Genomic DNA, 14662 nt, shown 5'->3' with positions numbered 1-14662 from the left:
GCGCAATATGCAAAGTGCAACACCAGGTTATGAATTAGAAGATATTGATTTACTGCTTACCGATGCCAACATTGCCACTATGGATACTGCTGTAGAGGCGCCTTATGGCGCGATAGAAAATGCAGCCTTAGCAATCAAAAATGGAAAAATTATGTGGCTAGGTGAGCAAAAAAACTTACCTAGTTTTGATGTGTTTGCAACGCCTACCTTGAGTATAAAAGGGCAATGGTTAACCCCAGGGTTAATAGATTGCCACACGCATTTAGTATTTGCAGGCTCTAGAGCAGAGGAGTTTGAGCAGCGCTTACAAGGGGTGAGTTATGAGCAAATTGCTGCCCAAGGTGGCGGTATAACTAGTACAGTTAAAGCCACCCGCGCTGCCGATCATGAGCAGTTATTTGTAGCCGCCAAAGATAGGTTAAATACGTTACTGGCAGAGGGCGTGACAACTGTTGAAATAAAGTCGGGTTATGGACTCGATACTGCCAACGAAGTAAAAATATTAGAAGTGGCGCGCTTACTTGATGAGCATCACCCTATTAATATTAAAACCACCTTTTTAGGGGCGCATGCGCTACCACCAGAGTACAAAGGGCGTAGCGATGACTATATTGATTTAGTATGTAACGATATGCTTGATCAGGTAGTGGCTAATAACCTTGCTGATGCGGTTGATGTTTTTTGTGAGAATGTAGGCTTTAGCTATACCCAAACTAAGAGGGTGTTCGAGGCGGCAAAAAAACATAACTTGCCAGTAAAATGCCATGCCGAGCAGCTCTCTAATCAACACGGTGCTGAGCTGGTGGCGCAATTTAACGGGCTATCGGCTGATCATATTGAATACCTAGATGAAGATGGCGTAAAAGCGATGGCACAGGCCGGCACAGTAGCAGTATTGTTGCCTGGCGCATTTTACTTTTTAAGAGAAACACAACTTCCGCCAATAGCTTTGCTTAATCAATATAAAGTGCCTATAGCGATTGCTAGCGACTTTAATCCGGGCACCTCACCGCTGTGTTCGCTACAATTAATGATGAATATGGCATGCACATTATTTAGATTAACACCCGAGCAGTCACTTGCTGGAGTAACTCGTAATGCTGCTAAAGCTTTAGGATTAACAGACCGCGGAGTTTTAAAAGTAGGTGCGAGGGCCGACATTGCACATTGGCAAATAAGCCATCCAGCACAATTAAGTTACCAGTTTGGGGTAAATAAACTGTTAAACTTATGGATTATGGGTAAACTTATTTAGTCACACCTTTACCCCAGACCGATAAGTAGGCCTTAATATTTATGCTTTTATTTAATTTTTTAGCCAGTACCAGTAGTGCTAATTTGAGCTTGATTAGCGACAGTGGCTTGCCGGTTTTTTTTAGTGGCGCCTTACTTATGGCGATGATCGCTACCTTGCTGAGCGTAAAAAATACAGCATCTAGATTAAGCTACTTATGCACAGGGTTAATAGGGTTGGCTATTTTAAGCAGTGGTGCTGCATGGCTTAGCGCTTTACTCGCATTAGGTTTTGGCTTTAATTTGTGGCATGCAATTGTACATAAAAACAAGCTGTTAATTATATTAAGTGCACTTGCTGCGGTGTTGTTTATAGCATTACTTATAGCCATTGCAGCGTTTGGCATTGCACTGTTTTGGATTGTTAGTGCGGTGTTGTTATTATCATTAACTGGGTTTATTACTAATAATGAGACACTTAATCAAGCGCCCTTGAAGCAGCAGCAAGCAGCACCTGAACATTACATCGAAAGCTCTCCGCTGGCCTCTTTTGCCGATAAACAAAAATTACGTCAAGGTTATAATACGTGGCGTAATAAAGCACCGTCACTAGGGGCGTTGGTAATTCTTCGTTTAGAAGGTTTTGAGCAAGTTAATCAGCATATTGGGCGTGATTTTGGTGATTTACTGCTTGCTCAGTCGGCGAATAGAATAAAAGAATTACTCAATAATGATGGCATTGTATCGTTAGAGGACGATGAAAAACTAGCCCATTTAGGAGGGCTTAATTTTGCCTTTATTTGTAACTTAGCCAGCCATAAACACTTGCATGAAAAAATAATTATCGAAATATTTGGCGCTACACTTAAACCTTTTAATGTGGCTAACTGCACTATAGAAGTGACCGCAAGAGCAAGCTATGTGCATTGTAATGAGCAAGATGAAGACTTTGATAATTTAATTAAGTCGGCTTATTTAGCACTTGATAGCCAGCCAAAACAACAGGTGGTTGCTTATCATCAACAAATGATGATCGAGCAGTTAGAGCAGCAAGCACGATTAAAAGAGCTTGCAGAAATTGATTTCACCAATGAGTTTGAGCTGTATTTTCAGCCGGTTATTGTAAATGATAATGGCCAAATTGAATTTTTAGAACTATTACTGCGTTGGCAGCATCCTAAGCAAGGCATACTTTCAGCGAGTCGTTTTATTGATGATATTAGAATTGCAGGGCTTGCTTACCCACTGGCTATATTTGTTATAGAGCGCGCTGCTGAACTTGCAATGGCATTGCGTATGGAGGGCTTTGCAGTGCCATTGAGCATTAATGTATTTGGCCCTGAAATGCTCAATGAAGAGTTTGTAGAATTTGTAACGAGTGCTATGAAAGAGCATAACTTAAGGCCTGGCGATTTAATTGTTGAGTGCCCGCTACATATTTTTACTAACCTAGATGACAAAGGGCGAGCCATGATTGCGCGGCTTAATAATATAGGCTTAAAAGTGTGTGTTGATGGTTTGGGCGATAACCCCGTTTCGCTCTCTAAGTTACCTAGTTTAGCGGTAGAATACATTAAAGTCGCGCCAGCATTAACTGCTGATTTTAGTAATCAAAACAATATTCGCAGCCTAGTTGTTGGTATGGTACAAATGCATAATCAACAAAGTACTAAGGTTATTTTTGAAGGGGTTGAAACCCTAGATCAGCTTAAATTTGTAAAAAGCCTAAAAGGCTATGCTGCACAAGGCTATTATTTTGGCCACCCATTAAGCAGTGTTGGTTTAATGAGCTGGTTAAAGCAGTGGCAATTAGCGCAGCAGCAAAGTAATTAAGCACACTCTTTGGCTTGCAGGTAACTATTCACTAGTGCGCTAATAACTTGTCCGCAATGCACTTTACCGGCTTTAATCCCGCTGGGATGTTGAATGGGAGCTGCTTCGCATAAGTGTAAGTAGTGAGAGTGGCGGTTGCTTGCAGCTAAATGCACAAAGTGCTCAGCGTCACTTACGCTAAAACCACTACAGGTATAAGCACTTACAGGCATAAATGCAATGCTATCTAAATCAACCTCAACACCTAGAGGCGCTGCATCAAAACTCTTCAGCGCATTGCTCACTGCTTGAGTTAGATTAATTTCACGTTTAACGGCGATTGACTGATAGCTATTAAAAGTAAAATTAGCAGCGGCTAACGCATCTATAATAGCTTGATTGTTTTTTAGCTCGTGCAAGCCAATAACATGGTAACTTTTTAAACACTGCGCGCTGTACGCATAGCTAAAGCCATTACCACTGTGGCGGCCTTCGCATTCTCGAAAGTCGGCGTGGGGATCAAAATTTATAGCGTTAATAGCGGTGTTTTTATACTTAGCTAACGCTTTTATAATACCTAAGCAATTATTATGGCCACCACCAATAACAATGGGTTCAAGCCCCGCTTTAAATATTAAACTTAATATAGCTTCTACGCGTTGATCAAGTTGCTCACATAACTCACGCAACTGTGTTAAATGGGCAGGTTTTTGGTTGTCGAGTAGAGCGCTTTGCGCCATTAAATCAGCTGTGTGCACTTCGCCAAGTAACAGTACTTTTTGCGTGGCAATAAATTGATTATAAGGCTGGTTTAAAAAACGTTGTAAAAAAGCCGGCCATGCTTGCTCTGCACCCCCGGCTCCTAAGTTTGCTTTTGGGCCAATATCTTCACAAATACCCAGTAACACGTAGCGCATGCCAAATTGTGCGGCATCGCTAAGCGCTTGTTGTATATTTACGTCGGTATCGAGTAATGACATTGACTGCCATACTTTGGTTTCGTTAGCGCGACTAGTGCAAAACGACTTAACCGCGCTTTCATCGTAAACGTTTAAATAGTGCGCCACGTTATATTTCTACGATTTCCAGTTCTAGCTCTTCTGCAGATAATACAATGCCGGTGCTGTCGGCATAAATAAAGTCATCATCAAAAAACGATACGCCAGCAAAGTTAACCCCAATGCCGTCTTCGCCTGCGCCTTGGCTATCTGCTGCAACCGGAATAGAGGCAATAGCTTGAATGCCTAAATCAAGCTCTTCAATTTCGTCTACGTGGCGTACAGCCCCGTAAACAATAATACCTTGCCAGTTGTTTTCAAGTGCAAGTTCGGCCAGTTCAATATCGATAAGCGCACGACGAGTAGAGCCACCACCGTCAATAAGTAGCACTAGGTCTGTACCATCTTGAGAAAGTAATTCACGGATAAGTTCATTATTTTCAAAACATTTAACCGTTTTAATGCGGCCACCAAAGCTGTGTCGGCCACCAAAGTTGATGAACATAGGTTCAAGCACGTCAACCACATCGGCAAAGTGGTCACATAAGTCAGAAGTGCTGTAATCCATTATTTTATCCTCAAAAGATACATTAGTTTATGCTTCAGTATACCCTCCTTATATGCAATAACAACGACTTAATCGCAGTAAATTTAGGCAAAATAGGCGGCTAATAAATAATTTGTAATCATTGGCCTATACAATGTATAGGCCTTAAGTTATTGCTGGCATATAATCCGCAACTAAATAATTGCGCGGTTAATTAAGCTAAATAACGTCACTTTAAAAAGTGCTCAGCAGTGCAGGTGTTTTAGTGTTTTTCGGTATTTCTTTCTTTGTTAAAAGCTTAAGTTATTTAAGTGTAAGTAACAGAGTTGCTCATTAAATTTTTAAAGGTGTAACAATGATTGTTTTGCAAAACTTGACCATTAAGCGGCGTTTACAGCTAAATGCTTTAACTGTTGCTTTGGCCATGCTGGCTTTTTTATATGTAATTATCACAGGTTCACAAACCACGTTAAAGTTAACTAACATCACGCAACAGGCCGAGCAGTTAAACATTCATCAGTTGCAGTTAAGTGCACATGAAAAAACCTTTTTGTTTTATAAACAGCCACAAGCACTCTCATTATTTGAACAAGAATACGCACAATTAAATAAACAAATAATTCAATTACAATCGCAAATGCAAGATTCAGAGATTGATACACAGCAGATAACCCTCTATATGCGTTTAATAAAAAGCTTTTATAGTGATTTTAATGAGGTTGTGCGACTGCAAAAAAGTATTGGCTTACATCAAGACGATGGGCTTTATGGGCAACTGCGAAGTGCTGTACATGAAGTAGAAAGTTTGCTCAATCAACAAGATGAATACCAGCTATTGACCCTAATGCTACAGCTAAGACGTGCCGAAAAAGACTTTATGTTACGTTTGGATGAAAAATATTTAGCAAGTTTTCAAGATCATGTTGATACGTTACAGCAAAAAATAACGAGCTCATCACTAAGTCAAAACATTAAAAGTAATTTAAAAAACCTACTGTCTAATTATCAAAGTGCTTTTCAAACATTGGTAAAAACGCAGCTTGAATTAGGTGTTGATCTAGACTCTGGCGCACTTGGGCGCATGCAACAAAGTGTAGAGCAAAGTGATCAGTTGGTAATGCAGCTAGTAGCAGATACTAAATTGCAAGTTGAAGCCAGTATAGCTAAAGCACAGTCGGTCGCTATTATGGTGTTTATTATATCGGGTATTATAGTTTTAACCCTGGTTTACTTAACCAGTCGCTCTATCATTGTACCTGTAGAGCGTATTTACCAATCTATAAACAAGATTCGACGCAATAATGATTTAACAGTAACCATTGAGCAAATTGGCAATGACGAAATTACGATTATGTCGAAAGATTTTAATAGTTTAATTGGTGACTTTAATAACCTTATAAATGAGGTGAGTGGGGCTTTAAATGCGTTAAATATCGCGACTGAAAATTTATCAGAAAGTACCGCCGCAACCAGCTCGGGTATGCAAGATCAATTACATGAAGCCGATATGGTGGCCACTGCGGCGACCGAAATGCAGGCGACCATTCAAGATATTTCACATAATACCGAAGCTGCTGCTAAAAAAGCAGAATCAACTAATTTAAGTGCGCAACAAGGTCGTAGTGAGGTTGAGTCAACCGTCGCGCATATTAGAGGGTTGTCTGACTCTTTAGAGCATGCGTCAAGTGTCGTTTCTTTATTAGAAAAAGACGGTGAAACAATAGGCTCTGTGCTTGATGTTATTCGTGCGATTGCCGATCAAACTAACTTGTTAGCGTTAAACGCTGCTATTGAAGCCGCTAGAGCGGGTGAGCAAGGCAGAGGGTTTGCTGTGGTTGCAGATGAAGTGCGCTCATTGGCTCAACGAACACAAGAATCTACAAGTGAAATAGAAGGTATAATAAATACTCTACAACAGCGCACTCAAGAAGTGGTGAGTATTATGCATCAGTGCCGCTCACAAGGTGATGAAAGTGCATCGCAAGCAAATAGAGCTGGTGAGTTACTCGGAGCAATAACCGAAGATGTGCAAACGATTATGGAAATGAGCACCCAAATTGCTGTGGCAATTGATCAACAAAGCCAAGTAGCATCTGAAGTAAATAAAAATGTGGTGAGTATTCGTGATATTGCCAGAAACACCTCAGGGCACGCTGCTAACAATGCGCAAACAAGCGAAGAAGTATCAGCGCAAGCACGAGTGCTTTTTGCTGCAATTGACAAATTTAAGGTTTAAAACTTAGCAATAAAGTACCCGTATAGTTTAAGGAATAAACTTTATGGGTACGCTGTCTTTAGAGTTATTGTGTTCACTAACCCGCTTTAAATACTCATCCCATAGAGTTGCTTGCTGCGCCTGTAGTTTTGCAAAATATTGCCAGCTAAATAACCCGCTATTGTGGCCATCGTCAAAATCTAAACGCAGTGCGTAATGACCAACATGAGCAATGTTTTTAATACCAACGGATTGTTTATTGAATACTAATTTCATTGGCCCTGAGCCATGTCCTTGCACTTCTGCAGAAGGAGAGTGCACACGTAAAAATTCACAACTAAATACGGCTTGGCTGTCATCATCAAAGTAAACATCTAAATTTTTGCTAACGCTGTGGTAATGTACTTTTGTTACGTGTTTCATTTTTATCTCATTAAAAAGCCCCCAGTGCGGAGGCTTTTAGTATAACTGTTTATGCAGCTAATTTTAATTAAAGAATGTAGCGGCTTAAATCTTCATCTTCAACCAGCGCACCTAAGTGTTTTTCAACATAAGCGGCGTCAACTACCAGTGATGTTCCGGCTTGCTCTGAAGCGTCATATGAAATTTCTTCCATTAGTTTTTCCATTACCGTATGTAAGCGACGAGCACCGATGTTTTCGGTTTTTTCGTTAACTTGCCAAGCGGCTTTAGCAATGCGCTCAATTGCATCATCACTAAATTCAATAGTAACTTGCTCAGTTTTAAGCAGTTCACGCTGCTGCTCGGTAAGCGATGCATGCGGCTCTGTTAAAATACGTTTAAAGTCATCAGCAGTAAGTGCTTCAAGCTCTACACGAATAGGAAGGCGACCTTGTAGCTCAGGGATCATGTCTGATGGCTTAGCCATTTGAAATGCGCCCGAAGCAATAAATAGCATATGGTCAGTTTTAACCATGCCGTGCTTAGTGCTAACCGTACAACCTTCAATTAATGGTAGTAAGTCGCGCTGTACGCCTTCACGACTAACGTCTGGACCTGATGAGTCACCGCGTTTACAAATTTTGTCTATTTCATCAATAAATACAATACCATTTTGTTCAACTGCAAAAATAGCCTGCTCTTTTAGTTCTTCAGGATTAACTAGCTTAGCGGCTTCTTCTTCACTTAATAATTTAAAGGCTTCTTTAATTTTTAACTTACGCTTAGTGCGCTTATCGCCACCCATGTTTTGAAACATGCTTTGCAACTGGTTGGTCATATCTTCCATACCAGGGGGGGCCATAATTTCTACGTTTGGTTGTGCTTGAGCTAAATCAATTTCGATTTCTTTGTCATCTAATTGGCCTTCACGTAGCTTTTTACGAAACGTTTGACGAGTTGAAGAGCTGTCATCGCGTTGGCTTTCGCCATATTGATCTTTAGCTGGTGGTAAAAGCGCATCTAAAATACGCTCTTCGGCTGCTTCTTCAGCGCGATGCTTAAACTTTTTAGTTTGTTGCTCACGCGTCATTTTAATCGCAACATCGACTAAATCGCGGATGATGGTTTCAACTTCCTTACCAACATAGCCAATTTCGGTGAATTTAGTTGCTTCTACTTTAATAAATGGCGCGTTAGCAAGCTTAGCTAAACGGCGCGCAATTTCGGTTTTACCAACACCCGTTGGGCCAATCATTAAAATATTTTTAGGTGTTACTTCATTACGTAAATCATCACTTAGCTGCATCCGGCGCCAGCGGTTACGCAGTGCAATAGCAACGGCTTTTTTAGCTTTTGCTTGACCAATAATGTGCTGATCTAGCTCGTGAACAATTTCTCTTGGGGTCATAGCAGACATAGCGGTTCCTGTTACAATTCTTCGATAGTTTGAAAGTCGTTAGTGAATACGCAGATATTGCCTGCAATGGTTAGGCTTTTTTCTACTATTTCGCGAGCACTTAAATCGGTGTTTTCCAGTAAGGCAGTTGCTGCCGATTGGGCAAAGTTACCGCCACTGCCAATGGCAATTAAGTCATTTTCTGGCTGTACTACATCACCATTACCGGTAATGATTAAAGAGGCTGTTTCGTCGGCTACAGCAAGCAGTGCTTCGAGCTTGCGCAAAGCGCGATCGCTGCGCCAGTCTTTGGCCATTTCAACCGCGGCTTTAGTGAGGTTACCTTGGTGCATTTCTAGTTTGCTTTCAAAGCGTTCGAAAAGGGTGAAGGCATCAGCAGTACCGCCGGCAAAGCCAGCAATTACTTTGCCATTATAGAGGCGTCGAACTTTACGGGCATTGCCCTTCATTACTGTGTTACCAAGCGAAACTTGGCCGTCGCCGCCAATTACAACATTGTTGCCGCGGCGTACACTTACGATAGTAGTCATATTATTCCTCATCATCGAGCTGCAGGGGCAACTCGTAAAAAACGATTATGAAGAGGTTATATGGGTGAATGGTTTATTTTCAAGTCCAGCCCCAAATTCCGCAGCCGACTATTTTTACACGTTTAAGTTTATTTTTATCGCTCTCAGCTTGGCGCTTGGTTTTATAGGGGCCTAAGCGTACTTTATACCAAATGCCACTGCTGCCTGTGGTCTCTTTTATTTCAGAAATAAGCCCTGCAAAGGCTATTTTAGCTTTTAGCGATTCAGCCTGCGGGTAGGTTCTAAACGAACCGCATTGCATAACGTAAGGGCCTTTTTGTTCAAGTTCTTTTACTTCAACCTGAATTTCGTGGTTTCTAATTTCTTTAATAAACGCAGGCGTACGTGGTACAACAACTTCTACAGGAGTTGTAGGTACAGGGTTAGCTTGTTTTTCGACTAGCTCAGGATCGGCGTTATTTTTAATAAACCATAAGCCATAAGCAAAACCTGCCACCAATAAAGTAACAATTAAAACTAACAGTATTGGAAAGGGTTTTTTAGCGGGCGCTGATTTCGCTTTTTTGCGGTTTGCTGGTTTTTTGTTAATGTAATCGTGCTGTGCCATAGCTTTATTTTGGCCTTAACCTAAATCATGTCTATAGGGTCTACGTCTAGGCTCCAGCGTACTTTTTGTGCAAGTTTGCTAGTGCTTAGATAATCAACCATTTGCGCAAGATATTGGTGCAATACGCGGCGATCTTGCGCTTGAATGTGTAATTGAAAACGATACATACCTGCTACTTTTTCAAGAGGAGCAGGTATTGGACCAAGCAATTGTATACCAGTTACCCCGCTTACTGGAACCAAATCTGTCAAAAAATCGACGACTTGTTTTATATTGTGTCCTTGGGCGCGAACAATGGCCATATTTGTGATTGGTGGTAGGTCTGCATCTTCACGTTCACGCAGTGCAAAGCGAGCAAAATCCTGATAACCATTATTAACCAAATCTTGTAATAGTGGGTGCTCAGGAAAGTGTGTTTGCAATAACACTTGGCCTGCCTCACCTGAGCGCCCAGCACGCCCGGCCACTTGCGTAACAAGTTGGGCTAAATGCTCAGTTGCTCTAAAATCACAGGAGTATAAGCCGCTGTCTACGTCTAAAATAACCACTAAACTTACATCGGCAAAGTGATGCCCTTTAGCCAACATTTGCGTGCCCACTAAAATGCGCGCGCCGCCTAGGTTTATTTCATCCAGTGCTTTTTCAAGGCTGCCTTTACGACGAGTAGAGTCGCGGTCGATACGTGTAACAGGGGTTTGTGGAAATTCACTCGATAAAAACTCTTCTATTTGCTCAGTGCCTTTACCATTAGGAAAAATTTGCGTGCTACCGCAGTCGGGGCATTGGTGTGGAACATGATATTGATCGCCACAGTGATGGCAAATCATTTGCCCAATAGCTTTATGAAAAGTGGCACTGGTGCTGCAACGCTTGCATTCGCTTAACCAGCCACATTCATGGCAAATTAACGTGGGCGAAAATCCACGACGATTTAAAAACACCATCACTTGTTTGCCACGTTTTAAATGTTGGCGCATGGTAGCAAGGCTGGCATGGGCAATGCCTGCTTGGTCGGGCTGGCCTTTCATATCGAGTAATTTAAATTGGTTATCGGTAGCGGTTTGCGCGCGCTCAGTAAGGCTCAGTAGTTGGTATTTATTATTAATTGCTTTGTGCAGGGTTTCGAGTGCCGGTGTTGCACTGCCTAATATAAGCGGAATTTTATGCTGATATGCACGATACGCAGCTAAATCACGGGCATGGTAGCGCAGCGTGTCTTGCTGTTTAAAAGACGAGTCATGTTCTTCATCAACCACTATCATGCCGAGCTTTAAAAATGGCAGAAAAATACTCGAACGTGTGCCTATTACTATGGCGCAGCTGGCTTTTTCGCAAAAACGCCAGGTTTGTAAACGTTCATTATCGGTTAAAGCTGAATGCCAAAGCATAATGGGGGTGTCGGGAAAGCGGCGGCGAAAGCGGTTAACGGTTTGCGGGGTTAAGCCTATTTCGGGCACTAATACTAGTGCTTGTTCGCCGCGCTTTAGTACTTCTTCTAAACATTGTAAGTACACTTCTGTTTTGCCGCTACCGGTTACACCTTCTAATAAAAAGCTGCTAAAACCGCTGCTTTGATTAATTGTGGTGCAGGCAACCGCTTGCTCTTTGTTAAGTGTTGGTTTGCTACCCACTGTTGGGGCTACACTTTGCCAGTGGTTATCATGCTCAATTGACTGTGTTATGAGTGCCTTATCTATTAAGCTATCAATGGTTTTTTTACTAAAGCCCAAAGCTTTTAACTCGGTTAATGACGACTTGCCTGATTGCGATAGCTGCTTTAGTAAATTAAGTTGAGTCTTAGCTTTTAATGACGGCAGCAGCGCGCCTTTTTCCGTTAGGGCTACCATATTAATGCTGGTTTTATCAGGCGATTCGCCTTGGCGTAGTGCGCTTGGCAATGCAATATGAATGGTTTCACCCAGCGGGTAGCAATAATAACGGGCAGTAAAGCGCAGTAACTCTATGTGCTCTGCAGATAAAATTGGCGTATCGTCGATAATTTCAAAAATTGCCTTTATTTTGTTTTCAGGCACTTCGGTTGTTGTTTTAAGCGCTAAAACCACGGCTACTTTACGTTGATTACCAAAGGGTACTAACACCCGCATTCCGGGCTTTAATGGCGCAGAAGCTTCACCAAGCTGGCTATCTACTTTATAATCAAAGGTGCGCGGTAGTGGAACTTTTATAGCAACTTCAACAAAATACATAGTAACTCAACTGTTAAAAAAATAATGGGGGAGGGCGTGCTAATACTTGGCCCTAATGTACTAAAAATACAGCTAAAAACCTACTACCAAATAACCTTGTTTACTCAAAATGGTTATTTTTTTAGCAAAAATACTAATTAATGCTTGTGTGCTTGATGGTTGTTGGATAAAATCCGCCACCAATAAATTTGTTTTAACGACGTATGGTGCCAGACTCCGGGTTTGGAGAGCGATGCGGCCTTAACTAGAGGTTTCTATGAAAGAAGGTATTCACCCTAAGTACGAAGTAATTTCTGCAACTTGTTCATGTGGAAACGAATTCGAAACTAGCTCTACTCTGTGTAAAAATATTCACCTAGACGTTTGTTCTGCGTGTCACCCGTTTTACACTGGTAAGCAAAAGATTTTAGACACTGGCGGACGTGTTGATCGTTTCAACAAGCGTTTCGGTGCACTTGGTAGCAAAAAGTAATTATTGCTATTTAGTTAAAAAAAGCATCTTAGGATGCTTTTTTTATGCCTAAAAATCCTTTAACTTCCCCCTAACCTCGCTAGTTTTAAGTTTATTGCTTTTGCATAACTATTTCCTGTTCTTATTCTCGGTATGCATAAACCTTTGCAGACAAATGACCTAATATTCTCTATATTTTTAATAGCTTAATTTTAAACTCGGTTTCTAAAAGTAGCCAACATGAAGCTATGTGTTGTTAAAGCAGAATAAATAATCGCTTTTAGCTGATTTTATTCACATTTTAAAAACGCTGTTTTGTGAATAATACTTTTAACTAAAATAAGCTTGAAAAGTGCCTTTTAGCACAATTTATATTTATGAATAGTAGCGATGTTTTTATCGAAGTTGCTGAAAATTCGCTTAAAATTAACAGATCTAGCATATAACAGGATAGACCTGATATTGCTTGGAATTTAAAAATAATAAGGGTATCGTACTTTAAGGCATGTTAAGTGTCGCTTTACTCCCTCTCACTTTAACTTAAATTGCAGGATATAATCGCGTTATGTCGGACTTTCGTGAACAAGCACTACATTATCACTCTCACCCCGTTCCAGGTAAAATCAGCATTGAGCTAACCAAGCCTGCAGAAACGGCTCATGATCTCGCTTTAGCTTATAGCCCCGGTGTAGCTGAGCCGGTGCGTGAAATTGCTGCTGACCCTGTAAATGCCTATAAGTACACAGGTAAAGGTAATTTGGTTGCAGTGATCACCAATGGTACTGCTATTTTAGGTTTAGGAAATTTAGGGCCTTTAGCGTCAAAACCGGTAATGGAAGGCAAGGCGTTGTTGTTTAAACGTTTTGCAGGCATTGACTCAATTGATATTGAAGTAAAACACCGCACCACCGAAGACTTTATAAATACTGTGGCTAATATTGCTGATACTTTTGGCGGTATTAACCTTGAAGATATTAAAGCACCAGAGTGTTTTGAAATTGAAAAGGCGCTTATTGAACGCTGTAGTATTCCTGTTTTTCATGATGATCAGCACGGCACGGCTATTGTAACGGCTGCAGGCATGATAAATGCGCTGGAAGTGCAAGGCAAAGATATTGAAGATGCAGTTATTGTATGTTTAGGTGCCGGCGCTGCAGCGATTGCTTGTATGGAGTTATTAATTAAGTGTGGTGCACTGCGTGAACATATTTATATGCTTGATCGTAAAGGTGTTATTCACACTCGCCGTGATGATTTAAACGAGTACAAACAGTTATTTGCTAACAATACCGATAAGCGTACATTACAAGATGTAATTGAAGATGCTGACGTATTTGTTGGTGTGTCGGGCCCTAACTTATTATCGGCCGATGATTTAAAATTAATGGCGGCAAAGCCAGTCGTATTTGCTTGTTCGAACCCAGACCCTGAGATTGATCCGGCATTGGCACACGGCGCACGTAGCGATTTAATTATGGCAACAGGGCGCTCAGATTACCCTAACCAAGTTAATAACGTGTTGTGTTTTCCGTTTATTTTCCGTGGTGCACTTGATGTGCGTGCCAGTGAAATTAACGATGAAATGAAAATTGCAGCAGTTGAAGCTATTCGTAGTATTGCCAAAGAGCCGGTTCCACCAGAAGTACTAAAAGCTGCCGGTGTAGATAAGCTAGCGTTTGGTGCAGAGTATATTATTCCTAAGCCTATGGACCCGCGTTTATTGCCGCGTATTGCTAAAGCAGTTGCATTAGCAGCCATTGCTTCAGGCGTAGCGCAAATAGAGCTGCCAGCAAACTATATGGAATAAGCAGCATTATGTTGCTCGGTATTAAGTTACTTCAGTGTAATTTATAGCCATAAAAAAACCTCAGCATGGCTGAGGTTTTTTTGTTTAAAAGCCGCTGTTTAGTCTTCGTTTAAAACAGGAACTTCTAAGCCCATTTCTTGCATTATTTTTTTCACTTCTTCAGGCACTTTTTCGGCGTTATCTTTACGTAAATCATCATCGTTAGGTAACGGTTGCCCAGTAAACGCATGCAAAAATGCTTCACATAATAGCTCGCTATTAGTTGCATGGCGTAAGTTATTAATTTGCCTACGGGTGCGTTCATCGGTTAGTACTTTTAATACATTTAGCGGGATCGAAACGGTGATCTTTTTAACTTGCTCTGATTTTTTCCCGTGTTCTGCGTATGGGTGAATATACTCGCCATTCCATTTTGCCATAAGATGTATCGTTGCCT

General features: G+C 41.2%; 13 protein-coding genes. 5 read left to right on the top strand and 8 right to left on the bottom strand.

The window, feature by feature from the left end:
- The first annotated feature begins 7 nt into the window (after positions 1-7).
- Entirely contained in the window at positions 8-1255 is a 1248-nt protein-coding gene (gene hutI / locus AAEZ18_RS04460; RefSeq protein WP_089368813.1) for an imidazolonepropionase, read from the top strand.
- Positions 1256-1296: 41 nt separating this feature from the next.
- The gene (locus AAEZ18_RS04455; protein WP_502935382.1) at positions 1297-3066 is read left to right on the top strand and encodes an EAL domain-containing protein; all 1770 of its coding nucleotides are present in this window, start codon (positions 1297-1299) and stop codon (positions 3064-3066) included.
- On the opposite strand, the gene AAEZ18_RS04450 is transcribed toward AAEZ18_RS04455, so the two are convergent.
- Together AAEZ18_RS04450 and rraA are read right to left on the bottom strand one after the other, a co-directional pair.
- Entirely contained in the window at positions 3063-4112 is a 1050-nt protein-coding gene (locus tag AAEZ18_RS04450) for a formimidoylglutamase (protein ID WP_179808229.1), read from the bottom strand. The genes AAEZ18_RS04455 and AAEZ18_RS04450 overlap by 4 nt on opposite strands.
- A 1-nt stretch (position 4113) precedes the next feature.
- The gene (gene rraA, locus AAEZ18_RS04445) at positions 4114-4611 is read right to left on the bottom strand and encodes a ribonuclease E activity regulator RraA (RefSeq protein ID WP_011329377.1); all 498 of its coding nucleotides are present in this window, start codon (positions 4609-4611) and stop codon (positions 4114-4116) included.
- A gap of 334 nt (positions 4612-4945) precedes the next feature.
- Between rraA and AAEZ18_RS04440 the strand changes: the two genes are divergently transcribed.
- The gene (locus AAEZ18_RS04440; protein WP_182677559.1) at positions 4946-6826 is read left to right on the top strand and encodes a methyl-accepting chemotaxis protein; all 1881 of its coding nucleotides are present in this window, start codon (positions 4946-4948) and stop codon (positions 6824-6826) included.
- Positions 6827-6853: 27 nt separating this feature from the next.
- On the opposite strand, the gene AAEZ18_RS04435 is transcribed toward AAEZ18_RS04440, so the two are convergent.
- From AAEZ18_RS04435 to priA, 5 genes are all read right to left on the bottom strand, one after another.
- Entirely contained in the window at positions 6854-7228 is a 375-nt protein-coding gene (locus tag AAEZ18_RS04435; protein ID WP_011329375.1) for a gamma-butyrobetaine hydroxylase family protein, read from the bottom strand.
- 67 nt (positions 7229-7295) lie between these two features.
- Positions 7296-8624, bottom strand: coding sequence for an ATP-dependent protease ATPase subunit HslU (gene hslU, locus AAEZ18_RS04430; RefSeq protein WP_011329374.1), 1329 nt, complete (start codon positions 8622-8624; stop codon positions 7296-7298).
- 11 nt (positions 8625-8635) lie between these two features.
- Entirely contained in the window at positions 8636-9154 is a 519-nt protein-coding gene (gene hslV, locus AAEZ18_RS04425) for an ATP-dependent protease subunit HslV (RefSeq protein ID WP_011329373.1), read from the bottom strand.
- 79 nt (positions 9155-9233) lie between these two features.
- On the bottom strand, positions 9234-9761 hold the full coding sequence (locus tag AAEZ18_RS04420; protein ID WP_011329372.1) for an SPOR domain-containing protein: 528 nt from the start codon (positions 9759-9761) through the stop codon (positions 9234-9236).
- Positions 9762-9781: 20 nt separating this feature from the next.
- Positions 9782-11968 (bottom strand): primosomal protein N', encoded by a 2187-nt coding sequence (priA, locus tag AAEZ18_RS04415; RefSeq protein ID WP_011329371.1) that lies wholly within the window; start codon positions 11966-11968, stop codon positions 9782-9784.
- 256 nt (positions 11969-12224) lie between these two features.
- Between priA and rpmE the strand changes: the two genes are divergently transcribed.
- Positions 12225-12440 carry a 50S ribosomal protein L31 gene (rpmE, locus tag AAEZ18_RS04410; protein ID WP_011329369.1) on the top strand — a complete coding sequence of 72 codons (216 nt, stop codon included), beginning with the start codon at positions 12225-12227 and terminating at the stop codon, positions 12438-12440.
- 544 nt (positions 12441-12984) lie between these two features.
- Positions 12985-14226 carry a malic enzyme-like NAD(P)-binding protein gene (locus AAEZ18_RS04405; RefSeq protein WP_011329368.1) on the top strand — a complete coding sequence of 414 codons (1242 nt, stop codon included), beginning with the start codon at positions 12985-12987 and terminating at the stop codon, positions 14224-14226.
- Positions 14227-14324: 98 nt separating this feature from the next.
- Here the strand turns inward: AAEZ18_RS04405 and metJ are convergent, their stop codons facing one another.
- The gene (gene metJ, locus AAEZ18_RS04400; RefSeq protein WP_006793094.1) at positions 14325-14645 is read right to left on the bottom strand and encodes a met regulon transcriptional regulator MetJ; all 321 of its coding nucleotides are present in this window, start codon (positions 14643-14645) and stop codon (positions 14325-14327) included.
- Positions 14646-14662: the final 17 nt, after the last annotated feature.

The sequence above is a fragment of the Pseudoalteromonas sp. 19-MNA-CIBAN-0066 genome (assembly GCF_040308705.1).
GTDB lineage: Bacteria > Pseudomonadota > Gammaproteobacteria > Enterobacterales > Alteromonadaceae > Pseudoalteromonas > Pseudoalteromonas nigrifaciens.
This window is presented reverse-complemented; position numbering and strand designations above follow the sequence as displayed.

Excerpts from the sequence above, each read along its gene's own strand:
- hutI (WP_089368813.1), top strand. The coding sequence starts at position 8 with ATGCAAAGTGCAACACCAGGTTATGAATTAGAAGATATTGATTTACTG.
- AAEZ18_RS04455 (WP_502935382.1), top strand. The coding sequence starts at position 1,297 with ATGCTTTTATTTAATTTTTTAGCCAGTACCAGTAGTGCTAATTTGAGC.
- rraA (WP_011329377.1), bottom strand. The coding sequence starts at position 4,611 with ATGGATTACAGCACTTCTGACTTATGTGACCACTTTGCCGATGTGGTT.
- AAEZ18_RS04440 (WP_182677559.1), top strand. The coding sequence starts at position 4,946 with ATGATTGTTTTGCAAAACTTGACCATTAAGCGGCGTTTACAGCTAAAT.
- AAEZ18_RS04435 (WP_011329375.1), bottom strand. The coding sequence starts at position 7,228 with ATGAAACACGTAACAAAAGTACATTACCACAGCGTTAGCAAAAATTTA.
- hslU (WP_011329374.1), bottom strand. The coding sequence starts at position 8,624 with ATGTCTGCTATGACCCCAAGAGAAATTGTTCACGAGCTAGATCAGCAC.
- hslV (WP_011329373.1), bottom strand. The coding sequence starts at position 9,154 with ATGACTACTATCGTAAGTGTACGCCGCGGCAACAATGTTGTAATTGGC.
- AAEZ18_RS04420 (WP_011329372.1), bottom strand. The coding sequence starts at position 9,761 with ATGGCACAGCACGATTACATTAACAAAAAACCAGCAAACCGCAAAAAA.
- priA (WP_011329371.1), bottom strand. The coding sequence starts at position 11,968 with ATGTATTTTGTTGAAGTTGCTATAAAAGTTCCACTACCGCGCACCTTT.
- rpmE (WP_011329369.1), top strand. The coding sequence starts at position 12,225 with ATGAAAGAAGGTATTCACCCTAAGTACGAAGTAATTTCTGCAACTTGT.
- AAEZ18_RS04405 (WP_011329368.1), top strand. The coding sequence starts at position 12,985 with ATGTCGGACTTTCGTGAACAAGCACTACATTATCACTCTCACCCCGTT.
- metJ (WP_006793094.1), bottom strand. The coding sequence starts at position 14,645 with ATGGCAAAATGGAATGGCGAGTATATTCACCCATACGCAGAACACGGG.